This window comes from Rhodosalinus sp. FB01 (assembly GCF_041365715.1).
Taxonomy (GTDB): domain Bacteria; phylum Pseudomonadota; class Alphaproteobacteria; order Rhodobacterales; family Rhodobacteraceae; genus Rhodosalinus.
Genome location: NZ_JBGFSH010000001.1, coordinates 380,079 through 394,543, shown reverse-complemented (window position 1 = coordinate 394,543; position 14,465 = coordinate 380,079). Strand labels below are relative to the sequence as shown.

At 67.6% G+C, this 14,465-nt stretch carries 15 protein-coding genes; 11 read left to right on the top strand and 4 right to left on the bottom strand.

Translation table 11 applies throughout. The annotated features are described in order from the left end of the window. Positions 1 to 120 precede the first annotated feature (120 nt). Together AB6A65_RS01915 and AB6A65_RS01910 are read right to left on the bottom strand one after the other, a co-directional pair. Positions 121 to 339, bottom strand: a complete 219-nt coding sequence (locus tag AB6A65_RS01915; protein ID WP_371036660.1) for a transglutaminase domain-containing protein — start codon at positions 337 to 339, stop codon at positions 121 to 123. Positions 340 to 399: 60 nt separating this feature from the next. Then, on the bottom strand, positions 400 to 783 hold the full coding sequence (locus AB6A65_RS01910; protein WP_371036659.1) for a DUF6404 family protein: 384 nt from the start codon (positions 781 to 783) through the stop codon (positions 400 to 402). Between the two features lie 352 nt (positions 784 to 1,135). Between AB6A65_RS01910 and AB6A65_RS01905 the strand changes: the two genes are divergently transcribed. After that, positions 1,136 to 1,762 carry a hypothetical protein gene (locus AB6A65_RS01905; protein ID WP_371036658.1) on the top strand — a complete coding sequence of 209 codons (627 nt, stop codon included), beginning with the start codon at positions 1,136 to 1,138 and terminating at the stop codon, positions 1,760 to 1,762. A gap of 410 nt (positions 1,763 to 2,172) precedes the next feature. Here AB6A65_RS01905 and AB6A65_RS01900 read toward each other — a convergent pair whose 3' ends face one another. Both AB6A65_RS01900 and AB6A65_RS01895 read right to left on the bottom strand, forming a co-directional pair. Beyond that, entirely contained in the window at positions 2,173 to 3,138 is a 966-nt protein-coding gene (locus AB6A65_RS01900) for a putative zinc-binding metallopeptidase (RefSeq protein ID WP_371036657.1), read from the bottom strand. A 105-nt stretch (positions 3,139 to 3,243) separates the two neighbouring features. Beyond that, entirely contained in the window at positions 3,244 to 4,902 is a 1,659-nt protein-coding gene (locus AB6A65_RS01895) for a peptidoglycan-binding domain-containing protein (RefSeq protein ID WP_371036656.1), read from the bottom strand. A 410-nt stretch (positions 4,903 to 5,312) separates the two neighbouring features. Here AB6A65_RS01895 and nuoG point away from each other — a divergent pair, with 410 nt between their 5' ends. The 10 genes from nuoG to AB6A65_RS01845 are packed head-to-tail and all read left to right on the top strand — an operon-like array spanning position 5,313 to position 14,463. Next, a complete protein-coding gene (gene nuoG, locus AB6A65_RS01890) occupies positions 5,313 to 7,331 on the top strand; it encodes an NADH-quinone oxidoreductase subunit NuoG (RefSeq protein ID WP_371036655.1) in 2,019 nt (672 codons plus the stop codon). Position 7,332: 1 nt separating this feature from the next. After that, positions 7,333 to 7,740: a hypothetical protein gene (locus AB6A65_RS01885; RefSeq protein WP_371036654.1), complete on the top strand. Its 408-nt coding sequence runs from the start codon at positions 7,333 to 7,335 to the stop codon at positions 7,738 to 7,740. A 7-nt stretch (positions 7,741 to 7,747) separates the two neighbouring features. Continuing rightward, positions 7,748 to 8,785 (top strand): NADH-quinone oxidoreductase subunit NuoH, encoded by a 1,038-nt coding sequence (nuoH, locus tag AB6A65_RS01880; protein WP_371036653.1) that lies wholly within the window; start codon positions 7,748 to 7,750, stop codon positions 8,783 to 8,785. Between the two features lies 1 nt (position 8,786). Next, entirely contained in the window at positions 8,787 to 8,975 is a 189-nt protein-coding gene (locus AB6A65_RS01875; protein WP_371036652.1) for a hypothetical protein, read from the top strand. Beyond that, positions 8,972 to 9,466, top strand: a complete 495-nt coding sequence (gene nuoI, locus AB6A65_RS01870; RefSeq protein WP_371036651.1) for an NADH-quinone oxidoreductase subunit NuoI — start codon at positions 8,972 to 8,974, stop codon at positions 9,464 to 9,466. The genes AB6A65_RS01875 and nuoI overlap by 4 nt, the downstream gene beginning before the upstream one ends. Beyond that, entirely contained in the window at positions 9,463 to 9,870 is a 408-nt protein-coding gene (locus AB6A65_RS01865) for a carboxymuconolactone decarboxylase family protein (protein WP_371036650.1), read from the top strand. The genes nuoI and AB6A65_RS01865 overlap by 4 nt, the downstream gene beginning before the upstream one ends. Next, positions 9,867 to 10,475, top strand: a complete 609-nt coding sequence (locus AB6A65_RS01860) for an NADH-quinone oxidoreductase subunit J (RefSeq protein WP_371036649.1) — start codon at positions 9,867 to 9,869, stop codon at positions 10,473 to 10,475. Before AB6A65_RS01865 ends, AB6A65_RS01860 begins: the two co-directional genes overlap by 4 nt. 49 nt (positions 10,476 to 10,524) lie before the next feature. Continuing rightward, the gene (gene nuoK, locus AB6A65_RS01855; RefSeq protein ID WP_371036648.1) at positions 10,525 to 10,830 is read left to right on the top strand and encodes an NADH-quinone oxidoreductase subunit NuoK; all 306 of its coding nucleotides are present in this window, start codon (positions 10,525 to 10,527) and stop codon (positions 10,828 to 10,830) included. A 4-nt stretch (positions 10,831 to 10,834) separates the two neighbouring features. Beyond that, positions 10,835 to 12,919 carry an NADH-quinone oxidoreductase subunit L gene (nuoL, locus tag AB6A65_RS01850; protein WP_371036647.1) on the top strand — a complete coding sequence of 695 codons (2,085 nt, stop codon included), beginning with the start codon at positions 10,835 to 10,837 and terminating at the stop codon, positions 12,917 to 12,919. Then, complete coding sequence (locus tag AB6A65_RS01845) at positions 12,919 to 14,463, top strand: NADH-quinone oxidoreductase subunit M (RefSeq protein WP_371036646.1); 1,545 nt, start codon at positions 12,919 to 12,921, stop codon at positions 14,461 to 14,463. The genes nuoL and AB6A65_RS01845 overlap by 1 nt, the downstream gene beginning before the upstream one ends. The last annotated feature ends 2 nt before the right edge of the window (positions 14,464 to 14,465 follow it).

The following is a 14,465-nucleotide window of genomic DNA, read 5'->3' as shown; positions in this document are numbered from 1 at the left end:
ACAAGATGAATCCCTCACGGGGTTTGTGCAACAGAGCCTCGTCGGGGTCTAAATGAACGGGACGTCGGCGGCATCACGCCCGATACCAATGATGACAAGTTCATCTGGCGAGCACATGCCCTACGGGTGCACGAACTGCCAGAGGTAATCGAACCCGACCTCAATCACGGCATGAAAACCAAGTGGATCGACCTGGGCGCCGCAGGCGGAGATGCAGCGTGCAGGGATATGTGACGTCCGCGCCAAGCCGCAGAGCACAGGAACAGCCCCATCCGGCACGGCAGCTACGCCAGCAACGGCGACCTCGAAGCCGTCATCTACGACGACCTTCTCCAGCACGACGCCAGCCCTAAGTCCTTTACATGTCCGATCTGCGCCAGCGTGCCGTCGCCACCCGTTTCACAGATCCTGCCACTTCGGCAAACGGATACTGCGCGCCTTGATCTTGTGCGCCGCGGCGAACACGAGAGCCAACGCGACCGATACTCCAAGGAAGACCACGGGACCCGCGCTCACGACGCGATGCACCGGGCGGGGGACAAATCCCATCGTCAGACAGACTGTAACGGTGCCGCCGATCAAGACCACCAACATGAAGAACCCCAATGCCGTCAGGCCCAGAAACGACCAATAGTGCAGGGGCCTGAGGATGTACCCGGCCCGTGCCAACGACCGGAAGGCGGGCGCATACGCATGGGCTCCCTTCACGCCACCCCGCTCGAGGTGAGCGAGCGCGCGGCGCAGCTTCTCGTGCCGGTTCGGTGTCGGTTCCGTGCTCTTCATGGCTCCGTGCGGCCGCGACGGGCGCCTTCACTCGTCACATGCGCCTGACGCGGTTGAGGATCTCTGTCCGTCATGCCCTTATCGTCATATGCATTCTCGCTCGCGGGTTACCCGGTAAATCGGTCAATACTGGGGCAATCGAACGGGAGCCGGAAAGCCCCGCTCGCATCGTTGCGCTGGGCGTCCGGCAGCAGGACGCTCTCGCGCGCGCGGGCCAAGGCTCTCTCCCGCCTGCGGAGCCGAGTAACGGGACCGCCGCGACTTGCGGTGCCCCGTTCGCGCCCTTGTCCCGCCTTGTCGCCCGCGCGATGATCTCAACCACCGACGGCGGCGACAAGAAAGGATCGATCCCGTGGCAGGGCATATCTGGTACATCCAGTCGGTCAGTGACCCGGACTATACGCGCGGCTACGTCCCTCGGCCCGATCCCGCTCTCACTTCGCGCGAAAACCGCAAGCCACGGCTGAAGGTGCACCACCGCGCCCGGATCGGCGAGCCGGTCGCGCCGGAGGACCTGCCCGAGACCTATGTCCTCAAGCCCAGCCATCCGGCACACCGGCTGGACGTGCCGCTCTGGTTCAATTCCTTCATCCACGTTCGCGACGATATGGTGAAGGTCCTGCGCCGGTTCGACCTCGGTGCGACCGTGCTGCGCCCGATCCGGGTGGAACTCGGAGACGGCAGGGGCGTCGATACCCGTTACTCCACCCTGCTGACCAGCAACGTGCGGCCGACCATCGACCCCGATGCATCGGAGTGGGTCGGCTACGGCGCCGTAGAGCGCTCTGCTCTGAGGAGCGAGGGCGGGGTGCATCCGGGTGTCCGGGCCTTTCCGTCCGTGCGGGAGGGCCCGGCCATCTGGTCCGATCCGGAGGTTGCGAAGACGGTTTTCGTGAATGACGACCTCGCGCAGGCCCTGCTTTCCGAACCCTTCGCAAATCAGCTGCACCTCGTTCAGGGGCTGTTTTCGAAAGACTGATTTCAGCACGGAACGAAACCGCTGGTCGACGATTGTGTCGAACCGGGAAGGTCGACGAGATATCGTGACGGCGCTCATCGACCGCATCATCGCCAGTGGCGATTGCGGTCGCAGGCCCTGCGCCAGGCCAGCCACGAGGCGCGCCGGGATCGCGCCTCGGGAGCCGTCTTCGCCATCGCCAAGCCGCAGGCCGCGGCCCTCGGGACGATCGGGACATGCAGTCCGGCCCGGCGATAACGCGCATCCGGGACCTGCACCGCGGGTCGGCATTAGAGGCGCCCGTCCCGGCCACGGCATCGGTCGTCGCGACGGGCCCGCGTGGCGCTCCGGCAATCACGGGGGACCTGCGGCTGAACGCGGCGCAGAGCGGGGAGGGCGACGCTGGCCTGCGTGCCCTCCCGCCCGGTCTCTTACAGTCCGAGCGCCCCTCTGCGCAGCCACTCGTGGACGAAGACGAGCTTGCGCCAGGCGGCCGACGAAAGCACGAAGGGATAGACATCCGCGAGCCCCATCGAACGGTTGACGTGGTTGATGCCGGCGACGAGCGCGGCCGCGACACGGATGAGGCGGTCGGCATCCGGCTCCGAGTAGGGATCCCAGTCGCGGGCCGGCAGGTCCGGCGACGAGAATCCCGCGGCGGCGACGCTGTCGGTGATGTCGGTCAGGTGCAGCAGATGCGCGGCGGTTTCGGCCCAGTCCTCGTGGGGATGCGCGGAGGCGTAGGTTGTAATGAAGCGCGCCCGCCAGTCCTGCGGCGGTCCGTTGCCGTAATGACGCTGCAACGCCGCCTGGTAATCCTCCCGTTCGTCGCCGAAGACGGCGCGGAACGCCTTGAGGAAATCGGCGCGCAGGCTGAGACGCCACCAGAGCATGTGCGCGATCTCGTGGCGCATGTGGCCGATCATCGTGCGATACGGCTCCTCCAGCGCCTCGCGGCGGCTGGTGCGCAGGACCTCGTCCGCCTCAGCCACGCTGATCGTCACGACGCCGTCGACATGGCCCATCGCGACCGGGGTCGGGCCTTCGGCCAGCATGTGAAAGGCCGGGCGCGTTCCCACATCCTCGGGTCGGAACCAGTGCCAGCGGCCGAGATTGTCGAGCACCCAACGCTTCGCCGCCTCGGTCTGGGCCCAGTTCGGGATCGCGTCGGGGATCGACGTGTCGGGGGCCAGCACCGTCATCGCGCAGGCGCGACAGAAGGCGCCCTGCTCCGGCGCGATCCAGTTGCACCCGATGATCTCGCGGTTCGCGCAGAAGGGCGGCGCAGCAAGGAACGCGCGCGCCTGCGGATCATATGCGACGGGAGTTCCGTCCGCCGTGGCGAGATTGTCGAACCAGAGCAAGCCCGGTCCGACAGGGTTGGAAAAAACGCGCATGTGGAAGTTGCTCCTTGGAGGTCCCGGGTCGGGCGATGCCGCTTGCCCCCACAGGGGGCGGCGATCGTGCGGCGCTTGTGCGGCCGCCTGCGGCACAGTGCCTTGTCAGCGCAGGCGTTCCAAGAGCCCGCCGACATCCGAAAGCATCCGCGACACCGTCGCCTCGTCCAGGTAACCGGTGACGGCCAGGTCGCGGGCGCGCTGGAAACGGCGGATCGCGCGACGCGTCGCTTCGTCGAAAACGCCGTCGGCCGGCCCGGGCTCCAGCCCCAGCTGGTCCAGCCGCCGTTCGACCAGGGTGCGTGTCAGGATGTTGAGGCCCAGCGCCTCCTCGGCCTCTCGCGCCTGCAGCTGGCGCGCGCTGCCGTCGTCCTGCAGCGCGGCAATGCGGGCCTGTGCCTCGGCCGCGAAGGCGCCGTCCGGAAAGGCGCGCAGATACGCCTGATACGCGGCCACCGTGCCGGCGGCTCTGGCCTCCTCCCAGGCCAGGCGGTCGCGCTCGGCGGCCCGGTCGCGCTTGGCCGCCTCGATGTCCGCCAGGCGTTCGGTCGCGATATCCGCGAAGAGCCCGTCCGGGAAGCGTTGTAGATACGTCCGCAGGCCCGCCTCGTCGGCGCCCGAGCCGGTCGCCTCCCACGCCGCGCGATCGCGGCGCTCCTGCTCGAGGCGGAGGCGTTCGGCTTCGGCCTCGAGTTCGGCCTGCCGCCGCTCCGCCTGGCGGTCGAGCATCTCTATCTGCCGCGCGCTCAGGTAGCCGGTCTCGGGCAGGCCGGCGTCGCGCTGGAACCGGGTGATCGCGCCGCGGGTGCCGGGGCCGAAGATCCCGTCGATCCCGCGCGGCTCATGGTCCAGCAGGGTGAGATGACGCTGGATCTGCCGGCGCTCGTCGCGCGTGAGGTTCAGGGCGTCCTCGGCCAACCGGGCGGCGCGATCGGGCTCCGCCTCGATCTCCGCGATGGCCGCGCGCGCCGCGTCGGCGAACCGGCCGTCCGGATGGCGGTCGAGATAATCGCGGTAGGCGGCCGCGTCGCCGCGCTCGCGCGCCGCCTCCCAGCGCGCGCGCTCGGTGGCGTCGCGATCGGGTGCGGGTATCGCGGCGCGCTCCGGGCCTGCGGGCAGGAAGGGCACGCGATCGGTCACGAATCCGGTCGCGGAGACATCCCGCGCCGCGGCAAGGGCCGTCGCCAGCCGCTGTCCCGGCACCAGCAGATCCTCCGAGACGAAGCGCGCGACCGACGCCGAGGGTCCCTGAAGAACCGTCACGCCTTGCGGCACCGCGCCCGGCGTCGCACCCCGCCGCAGGCCGGCGCCGGGGTCCGGGCCGTTTCCGGCCAGCGCCAGGGCCACGACCGCCCCGCCAGGCGCCCGGCCGGCCACGGCGAGGACCGTCTCGACCGACAGCGCCGCGCCCTCGACGGTGACGAGGTCGAGTGGCCCCTCGGCCCCCGCCTCGGTCATCCAGCTGCGCCCGTCGTCCCGCAGGAAGGCGCCGGACAGGTAGATCACGATCCGCTCTTCTCCGTCCGCGACGGCTAGCAGATCCGACAGCGCGGACCGCGCTTCGGACAGGTCGTCCCCGGGGACCGCGACAGTCTCGAACCCCGCGGCGCGCAGCGCGGCCGCGACGTCGGGCCGGCTCGACGCTCCGAAGAGGCCTTGCCGCTCTTCCGGCATCGCGCCGATCACGAGCGCGCGGTCGGCGGCCGAAAGGGTGGGCAGGACCGCGAGCGCGGCACAGAGGGCAAGGCGGGCCGGGGTCTTCATCGTATCCTCCACATGTCGGGCGATGGCATCGACCCTAGGGGCATACACGCTTATCATACAATAACGCCCGCCACCGGCGCTAGCCCGCAGCCCCGCCGCTCCGGGCGCGCGGGTCCCGGAAAGCGCCCTTAATGGCGCGCGACCATGGGCGCGGCAGGCCTCGCGGGATGCCCGGGATGTGGTCGCGCCCGAAACCTCCCGTCTCGTCCTGTTCCCGCCGCCGTTTTCCCCGCGGCGTCGCCTCCTCGCCTTGCGGAACCGGGGTCCCTGCTCTAGCTTTCCGCACAGCAGGAGCCGGTCCCAAGAGCTGCGTCCATCTTGTTGCCTTGTTTGCGCAGCCCGACGCGGATGCTCCTTGAAAGCAAAGGCCCCGAAGGGTCTCGAGGCGCGTCTGAGAAAGAAGTGAGAGCATGAGCGAACTGCGCAAGATCGTCATCGACGGTCGGGAGATCGAGGTCGACCCGGCCATGACCCTGATCCAGGCCTGCGAGGAGGCCGGAATCGAGATCCCGCGTTTCTGCTACCATGAGCGGCTCTCGATCGCGGGCAATTGCCGCATGTGCCTCGTCGAGGTGGTGGGCGGCCCGCCGAAACCCGCCGCATCCTGCGCGATGCAGGTCAAGGACCTGCGCCCCGGTCCCGAGGGCGAGGCGCCGCAGGTCAAGACCAATTCGCCCATGGTCAAGAAGGCGCGCGAGGGGGTGATGGAGTTCCTGCTCATCAACCATCCGCTCGACTGCCCGATCTGCGACCAGGGCGGCGAATGCGATCTGCAGGACCAGGCAATGGCTTACGGGGTGGACTTCTCCCGCTACCGCGAGCCCAAGCGCGCGGTCGAGGATCTCGACCTCGGGCCGCTGGTCGAGACGCACATGACGCGCTGCATCTCCTGCACGCGCTGCGTGCGCTTCATCACCGAGGTGGCGGGGATGCCCGAGCTTGGCCAGACGGGCCGCGGCGAGGACGCCGAGATCACTTCCTACCTGGGCCAGACGCTCGAATCGAACATGCAGGGCAACATCATCGATCTCTGCCCGGTGGGGGCGCTCGTCTCGAAGCCCTACGCCTTCACCGCGCGGCCCTGGGAGCTGACCAAGACCGAGTCGATCGACGTGATGGACGCGCTCTGCTCCAACATCCGGGTGGACACCAAGGGCCGCGAGGTGATGCGTTTCCTGCCGCGCAACCATGACGGCGTGAACGAGGAGTGGATCTCGGACAAGACGCGCTTCGTCTGGGACGGGCTGCGCCGCCAGCGCCTCGACCGGCCTTACATCCGCGAGAACGGAAAGCTGCGGCCCGCGGGCTGGGGCGAGGCGCTCGCCGCCGCCGCCGAGGCGGTGAAAGGGGCGAAGCGGCTTGCAGGCCTCGTTGGGGACCTTGCCCCGGTCGAGGCCGCCTTCGCGCTCAAGCAGCTCGTGGAGAGCCATGGCGGCGTTGTCGAGTGCCGGACCGACGGTGCGAAGCTGCCCGCAGGCAACCGCTCGGGTTATGTGGGCACCGCCGCGGTGGAGGATCTCGAACATGCCCGGCGCGTCGTGATCGTGGGCAGCGATCCCGCGCAGGAGGCGCCGGTGCTGAACGCGCGCATCCGCAAGGCCTGGGTGCAGGGCGCCGAGGTCACGCTCGTGGGCCGGCCGGTGGATCTGACCTACGGCTACACCCATGCCGGGACCGGGCGCGCGGCGCTTGCACAGCTCGCGGAGGCGCCCCCCGCGGAGTTTTCCGAGCACGAGAGCGTCGTGATCGTGGGCCAGGCCGCGCTGCGCGAGGATGACGGCGAGGCGGTGCTGGCCACGGCCATGCAGCTTGCCGAAAAGACCGGGTCGGGCCTTCTGGTGCTGCACACGGCAGCGGGGCGCGCGGGCGCGATGGATGCCGGCGCGACCTGCGAGGGCGGGATCGACGCGGCGCTCGCGGGCGACGTCATCTGGAACCTCGGCGCGGACGAGGTCGAGATCCCCGAAGGAGCTTTCGTGATCTACCAGGGAAGCCATGGCGATCGGGGCGCGCATCGCGCCGACGTGATCCTGCCCGCCGCGGCCTGGACCGAGGAGCAGGGGCTTTTCGTCAATACCGAGGGCCGTCCGCAGCTTGCGCTGCGCGCGTCCTTCCCGCCCGGAGAGGCCAAGGAAAACTGGGCGATCCTGCGTGCCGCATCGGAAAAGGCGGGGGCGACTCTGCCCTATGACAGCCTCGCGCAGCTGCGCCAGAAGCTGGTGGCGGCGGCGCCCCATCTCGCGCGGATCGACGAGGTGCCCGAGAACGTGTGGGAGCCGCTGGCGCCCGCCGCGCTGGGCGAGGGCGATTTCGGCCTCGCGGTCGGGGATTTCTGGCTCACGAACCCGGTCGCGCGGGCGAGCGAGCTCATGGCCGAGCTTTCGCGCCGCGCGAGCGATCGCGCGACCGACCGCCTCGCGGCAGAGTGACATGCGCGGCATCGCCGCCATAGCGTCCGCCGCCGTCACGCTGGCGGGGTGTGCACCGGAGCGGCCGCACGCCGCCGCCGCCGAGGCGGTCGGGCGGGCGGCACCGGACTATCGCGGGGTCGAGACGCGGCTTCTCGACCTCGACCTGCTGAGCGTCGACGTCGCGATGGGCGGCGCGGCCAGCCTCGAGGAGATCGAAGGCTACGCGCGCTGCGCGGCGGCGCTCGATACGCTGTCGCGGGCGCGGAAGTTCCTGCGCCATCTGCGGACAAATGTCGCCAAAGAGGGTGGCCTCTGGCGCGCAGATGCGGTTTACACCATCTCGGCGCGCCGGCCCGAAGGCCTTCGCACCATCGACGCCGAGGTCGAGGCCGCCGCCTGCGCCGAACGTGGGATACCGATGGTATGAGGACCTGATGGAAGCTTTCTTTTCCACCCCTCTCGGCACGGGCCTCATCATCGTCGCCCAGTGCCTGTCGGTGCTGGCCTTCGTGATGATCTCGCTGCTCTTCCTGGTCTACGCGGACCGCAAGGTCTGGGCGGCCGTGCAGATGCGGAAGGGTCCGAACGTCGTGGGCGCCTTCGGCCTGCTCCAGACGGTGGCCGACGCGGCGAAATACGTCCTCAAGGAGGTGGTGGTGCCCGCGGGCGCGGACCGCCCGGTCTTCATCCTGGCGCCGATGACGAGCTTCGTGCTCGCCGTGATCGCCTGGGCGGTGATCCCCTTCAACGAGGGCTGGGTGCTCGCGGACATCAACGTGGCGATCCTTTACGTCTTCGCCATGTCCTCGCTCGAGGTCTACGGCGTCATCATGGGCGGCTGGGCCTCGAACTCCAAGTATCCCTTCCTCGGCAGCTTGCGGTCGGCCGCGCAGATGATCTCCTACGAGGTGTCGATCGGGCTCATCATCATCGGGGTGGTGATTTCGTCGGGCTCGCTCAACTTCAGCCAGATCGTCGCCAGCCAGGATGGCGCCTACGGCTTCTTCTCGTGGTACTGGCTGCCGCATCTGCCGATCGTGTTCCTGTTCTTCATCTCGGCGCTGGCGGAGACGAACCGACCGCCCTTCGACCTGCCGGAGGCAGAATCCGAGCTCGTCGCGGGCTACCAGGTGGAATACTCGTCCACGCCCTTCCTGCTTTTCATGGCCGGCGAATACATCGCCATCTTCCTGATGTGCGCGCTGATGAGCCTGCTCTTCTTCGGCGGCTGGCTGTCGCCGATCCCGGGGCTGCCCGACGGGGCGCTCTGGATGGTGGGCAAGATGGCGGTCTTCTTCTTCCTTTTCGCCATGGTGAAGGCGGTGACGCCCCGCTACCGGTACGACCAGCTCATGCGGCTGGGCTGGAAGGTGTTCCTTCCCATGAGCCTGTTCTGGGTGGTGTTCGTGTCCTTCGCCGCGAAATTCGACTGGTTCTGGGGCGCCTATGCCCGTTGGACCGTGGGAGGCTGACATGCAGGAACTCAAGACGGCGATCCTGAACGCCCGCTACATCGACATGATGGATCTTGCCGCCGCGGCGGGAGAGGCCGCCCGGACGGCGCCGGAGGGGGACAACCAACTGGCCGGCCCGCGCGAACAGGCGATCGCCGCGGCGATCTTCCGCTGGGCCGCCGAGGGAATCGAAGGAGGTTCCGGATGACGAACATCGATTACGGCCGCGCGGCGAAGTATTTCCTGCTTCAGGATTTCTTCCATGGCCTCAAGCTTGGACTGAAGTATTTCTTCGCGCCCAAGGCCACGGTGAACTACCCGCACGAGAAGGGGCCGCTTTCCCCTCGGTTCCGCGGCGAACACGCGCTGCGCCGCTATCCCAACGGCGAGGAACGCTGCATCGCCTGCAAGCTCTGCGAGGCGATCTGCCCCGCGCAGGCCATCACCATCGACGCGGAGCCGCGCGCCGACGGCTCGCGGCGCACCACGCGCTACGACATCGACATGACGAAGTGCATCTATTGCGGCTTCTGCCAGGAGGCGTGTCCGGTGGACGCCATCGTCGAGGGCCCGAACTTCGAGTTCGCCACCGAGACGCGCGAGGAACTTTTCTACGACAAGGCGAAGCTTCTGGAGAACGGCGACCGCTGGGAAGCCGAGATCGCGCGCAACCTCGAACTGGACGCGCCCTATCGATGAACGACACGCGCAACCCCTTCGAGGAGATGGTGTCGGCCATGCAGGACATGGCGAAGACCATGAACCCCGCGCTCGAGACCTTTTCGCCGAAGGGGGTCGAGGCGATGTGGCCCACGATGCCGCGCGACTGGATGGAGGTGCTGTTCGGCAACGCCTTCAACAAGGGTGGGCTCGACGCCCGGACCCGGCTGCTCTTGACACTCGCGGGTCTGACCATGCAGGGGGCGCAGGCGGAATCGCATCTGCGGCTGACCGTGCGCCATCTGCTTGAGGCCGGTGCCACCCGGCAGGAGATCGTCGAGGCCATCGGCATGATGTCGGTCTTCGCGGGGCTTCCGGCGAGCACGCGGGCCATGCAGCTCGCACAGGATGTCTGGCAGGACAGTGAGGAGCAGGAAGAATGACCGCCGCGGCCTTCGCTTTCTATCTCTTCGCGCTTTCCCTGATCACCGGCGCGCTCTTCACGGTGATCGCGCGCAACCCGGTGCACTCCGTGCTCTGGCTGATCCTCGCCTTCCTGAGCGCGGCGGGCCTTTTCGTGCTGCTCGGCGCGGAGTTCGTGGCGATGCTGCTGATCATCGTCTACGTGGGCGCGGTGGCGGTGCTCTTCCTGTTCGTGGTGATGATGCTCGACGTGGACTTCGCCGCCTTGAAGGCCGAGATGGCCAGATACATGCCGCTCGCGCTGCTGATCGGCGTGGTGCTGCTGATGCAGCTGGGGCTCGCGCTGGGCACATGGGACGTAAGCGCCACCGCCGAGGCCGCGCGCGCGCAGCCCATCCCGGCCGACCGGCACAACACCGAGGCGCTGGGCATGGTGCTTTACGACGAGTATTTCCTGCTCTTCCAGCTCTCCGGGCTCATCCTGCTCGTGGCGATGGTGGGCGCGATCGTGCTGACGCTGCGCCACCGCGCGGACGTGAAGCGCCAGGACGTGCTGGCGCAGATGTATCGCGACCCCGCCAAGGCGATGGAGCTGAGGGACGTGAAGCCGGGGCAGGGCCTCTGAACGGACACGACACAACCCGGCGCGTGAACGCCGAGGACGGGACGGTACAATGATAGGACTGGAACACTACCTGACGGTGGCCGCGGCGCTTTTCGTGATCGGCATCTTCGGGATCTTCCTCAACCGGAAGAACGTGATCATCCTGTTGATGTCGATCGAGATCATGCTGCTCGCGGTCAACATCAACCTCGTCGCGTTCTCGTGGTATCACGGCGACCTCGTGGGGCAGGTCTTCACGCTCTTCGTGCTGACCGTGGCCGCGGCAGAGGCGGCCATCGGCCTGGCCATCCTCGTCTGCTTCTTCCGCAACCGCGGCACCATCGCGGTGGAAGACATCAACGTGATGAAGGGCTGAGACGATGGAGACGATCCTGCTTTTCGCCCCGCTCGTGGGCGCGCTCGTCGCGGGTTTCGGCTGGCGGCTGATCGGCGAGACCGCGGCGCAGTGGATCGCGACCGGGCTTCTGGCCCTCTCCTGCCTTCTGTCGTGGATCGTTTTCCTGTCCTTCGACGGGGAAACCCAGCAGATCCAGATCCTGCGCTGGATCGAGAGCGGGACGCTCGCCACGGACTGGGCGATCCGGCTCGACCGGCTGACGGCGGTCATGCTGATCGTGATCACCACGGTCTCGGCGCTCGTGCACCTCTACAGCTTCGGCTACATGGCGCATGACGAGAACTTCCGCGAGGGAGAGCACTACAAGGCGCGCTTCTTCGCCTATCTCTCCTTCTTCACCTTCGCCATGCTGATGCTGGTGACGGCCGACAACCTCGCGCAGATGTTCTTCGGCTGGGAGGGCGTGGGCCTCGCCTCCTACCTGCTGATCGGCTTCTACTACCGCAAGCCCTCCGCCAACGCGGCGGCGATGAAGGCGTTCATCGTGAACCGGGTCGGCGATTTCGGCTTCGCGCTCGGGATCTTCGCGCTCTTCTTCCTGGTGGACTCGATCCAGCTTCAGGACATCTTCGAGGCCGCGCCGCAGATCGCCGAGACGCAGGTCACCTTCCTATGGGGATCCTGGAACGCGGCCGAACTCGTGGCCTTCCTGCTTTTCGTGGGTGCGATGGGCAAGTCGGCGCAGCTCATCCTGCACACCTGGCTGCCCGACGCCATGGAAGGCCCGACGCCCGTCTCGGCGCTGATCCATGCCGCCACGATGGTGACGGCGGGGGTCTTCCTCGTCTGCCGGATGTCGCCGGTGATGGAATTCGCGCCGTCGGCGCAGACCTTCATCGTCTATCTCGGCGCCTTCACGGCCTTCTTCGCGGCCTCTGTCGGCCTCGTCCAGAACGACATCAAGCGGGTGATCGCCTATTCCACCTGCTCGCAGCTTGGCTACATGTTCGTCGCGGCGGGGGTCGGCGCCTACTCGGTGGCGATGTTCCACCTCTTCACCCACGCCTTCTTCAAGGCGCTCCTCTTCCTCGGCGCGGGCTCGGTGATCCACGGGATGCACCACGAGCAGGACATGCGGAAATATGGCGGCCTGCGCCGGAAGATGCCGATGACGTTCTGGGCCATGCTGGTGGGCACACTCGCCATCACCGGCGTCGGCGTGCCGGCGGTGCTTTTCACCGCCGGCGGAATTCCGATCGGCCTTGCCGGCTTCCAGTCGAAGGACGCGGTGGTGGAAAGCGTCTTCGCCGGCACGGATGGGGGCGCCGCCTTCTGGCTGCTGGTGGTCTCGGCGCTCTTCACCTCCTTCTACTCCTGGCGGCTGATGTTCCTGACCTTTTGGGGCGCGCCGCGCGGCGACAGGCACACCCACGAGCACGCCCATGAAAGCCCCACGGTCATGCTCGCGCCGCTCGGCGTGCTGGGTCTCGGTGCGGTGACGGCGGGCATGATCTGGTACAACGCCTTCTTCGGGCACACCGACACCGTGGCGAAATTCTTCGGCGTGCCCTATGCCGAGGCCGCGGCGGAAGAGGACCACGGCGAGGCCGAGGCGGGCAAGGGCGCGCATCACTACGTCTTCGCCGGCGAACCGGGGCAGGGCGCGATCTTCGTCGCGCCCGGCAACGACGTGATCAACGAGGCGCACGAGGTGCCGAAATGGGTCAAGACGAGCCCCTTCCTCGCCATGCTGATCGGGCTGGGCGTCGCCTACTGGTTCTACATCGCGAACCCCGCGCTGCCCGGGCGCCTCGCGCAAAGCCAGCGGCCGCTTTACCTCTTCCTGCTCAACAAGTGGTATTTCGACGAGGTGTACGATTTCGTCTTCGTGCGTCCGATGCGGGCGACGGCGCGGGTGCTCTGGCGGCGCGGTGACGGCGACGTGATCGACGGCACCATCAACGGCATCGCCATGGGCGCGATCCCGTGGCTCACGCGGCTCGCCGGGCGCGCGCAGACCGGATACATCTTCACCTACGCGCTTGCGATGGTTCTGGGCCTCGTGGGGCTGATCGCCTGGGTCACCTTCGCCGGGGGGGCGCGCTGATGGACAACCTGCTTTCCATCGTCACCTTCACGCCGGCGCTCGCCGCGCTGATCCTGCTCGTCTTCCTCAGGGGCGACGACGAGGCCGCGCAGCGCAACGCCAAGTGGCTCGCGCTGATCGCGACCTCGGCCACCTTCCTCGTGTCGCTCTTCATCCTGGCGCAGTTCGACCCGTCCGACACCGGCTTCCAGATGGTGGAGGAGGGCGCGTGGATCCTCGGGCTGTCCTACAAGATGGGCGTGGACGGGATCAGCGTGCTTTTCGTCATGCTGACCACCTTCATCATGCCGCTCGCCATTGCCGCGTCGTGGAGCGTCACGCATCGCGTGAAGGAATACATGGTCGCGTTCCTCGTGCTCGAGACGCTGATGCTGGGCGTCTTCATGGCGCTCGATCTCGTGCTATTCTACCTCTTCTTCGAGGCGGGGCTCATTCCGATGTTCCTCATCATCGGGATCTGGGGCGGCAAGGCGCGTATCTACGCCGCGTTCAAGTTCTTCCTCTACACCTTCCTCGGCTCGGTCCTGATGCTGGTGGCCATGGTGGCGATGTATGTCGATGCGGGCACGTCGGACATCCCGGCGCTGCTGAACCACCGCTTCGGCACGGACAGCTTCAGCCTTCTGGGCATCCAGGTGATCGGCGGCGCGCAGACGCTGATGTTCCTGGCCTTCTTCGCGTCCTTCGCGGTGAAGATGCCGATGTGGCCGGTGCACACCTGGCTGCCCGACGCGCATGTGCAGGCGCCCACGGCCGGATCCGTGGTGCTCGCCGCGATCCTGCTGAAGATGGGCGGCTACGGTTTCCTGCGCTTCAGCCTGCCGATGTTCCCGGTCGGGGCCGAGGTGATGACGCCGCTGGTGCTGTGGATGAGCGCGATCGCGATCGTCTACACGTCGCTCGTGGCGCTCGCGCAGGAGGACATGAAGAAGCTGATCGCCTACTCCTCGGTGGCGCATATGGGCTTCGTGACGATGGGCATCTTCGCGGCCAACCAGCAGGGCGTGGACGGCGCGATCTTCCAGATGATCAGCCACGGCTTCATCTCGGGCGCGCTCTTCCTCTGCGTGGGGGTCATCTACGACCGGATGCACACCCGCGAGATCGAGGCCTATGGCGGTCTCGTGCACCGGATGCCCGCCTATGCCGCGGTCTTCATGCTGTTCACCATGGCCAATGTCGGCCTGCCCGGCACCTCGGGCTTCGTGGGCGAGTTCCTGACGCTGACGGGCGCGTTTCAGGTCAATACCTGGGTCACCGCCGTCGCGGCCACCGGCGTGATCCTCTCGGCCGCGTATGCGCTCTGGCTCTACCGGCGCGTCGTCTTCGGCGACCTCATCAAGGCGTCGCTCCGGTCCATCGCCGACATGGACCGGCGCGAGAGGGCGATCTTCGCGCCGCTCGTGGTCATGACGCTGCTGCTGGGCGTCTATCCCGCGCTCGTGACCGACATCATCGGCCCGTCGGTCGGCGCGCTGGTGTCCGATTATCAAACCGCCCTGGCGGAGCATGCGGCGACCGGCATGGTCGCGCGCGCCGAATGAAC

What these genes read in the sequence shown, in the direction of transcription:
- AB6A65_RS01910 (WP_371036659.1), bottom strand. Translation starts at nt 783, where the DNA reads ATGAAGAGCACGGAACCGACACCGAACCGGCACGAGAAGCTGCGCCGC.
- AB6A65_RS01900 (WP_371036657.1), bottom strand. Translation starts at nt 3,138, where the DNA reads ATGCGCGTTTTTTCCAACCCTGTCGGACCGGGCTTGCTCTGGTTCGAC.
- AB6A65_RS01895 (WP_371036656.1), bottom strand. Translation starts at nt 4,902, where the DNA reads ATGAAGACCCCGGCCCGCCTTGCCCTCTGTGCCGCGCTCGCGGTCCTG.
- nuoG (WP_371036655.1), top strand. Translation starts at nt 5,313, where the DNA reads ATGAGCGAACTGCGCAAGATCGTCATCGACGGTCGGGAGATCGAGGTC.
- AB6A65_RS01885 (WP_371036654.1), top strand. Translation starts at nt 7,333, where the DNA reads ATGCGCGGCATCGCCGCCATAGCGTCCGCCGCCGTCACGCTGGCGGGG.
- nuoH (WP_371036653.1), top strand. Translation starts at nt 7,748, where the DNA reads ATGGAAGCTTTCTTTTCCACCCCTCTCGGCACGGGCCTCATCATCGTC.
- AB6A65_RS01875 (WP_371036652.1), top strand. Translation starts at nt 8,787, where the DNA reads ATGCAGGAACTCAAGACGGCGATCCTGAACGCCCGCTACATCGACATG.
- nuoI (WP_371036651.1), top strand. Translation starts at nt 8,972, where the DNA reads ATGACGAACATCGATTACGGCCGCGCGGCGAAGTATTTCCTGCTTCAG.
- AB6A65_RS01865 (WP_371036650.1), top strand. Translation starts at nt 9,463, where the DNA reads ATGAACGACACGCGCAACCCCTTCGAGGAGATGGTGTCGGCCATGCAG.
- AB6A65_RS01860 (WP_371036649.1), top strand. Translation starts at nt 9,867, where the DNA reads ATGACCGCCGCGGCCTTCGCTTTCTATCTCTTCGCGCTTTCCCTGATC.
- nuoK (WP_371036648.1), top strand. Translation starts at nt 10,525, where the DNA reads ATGATAGGACTGGAACACTACCTGACGGTGGCCGCGGCGCTTTTCGTG.
- nuoL (WP_371036647.1), top strand. Translation starts at nt 10,835, where the DNA reads ATGGAGACGATCCTGCTTTTCGCCCCGCTCGTGGGCGCGCTCGTCGCG.
- AB6A65_RS01845 (WP_371036646.1), top strand. Translation starts at nt 12,919, where the DNA reads ATGGACAACCTGCTTTCCATCGTCACCTTCACGCCGGCGCTCGCCGCG.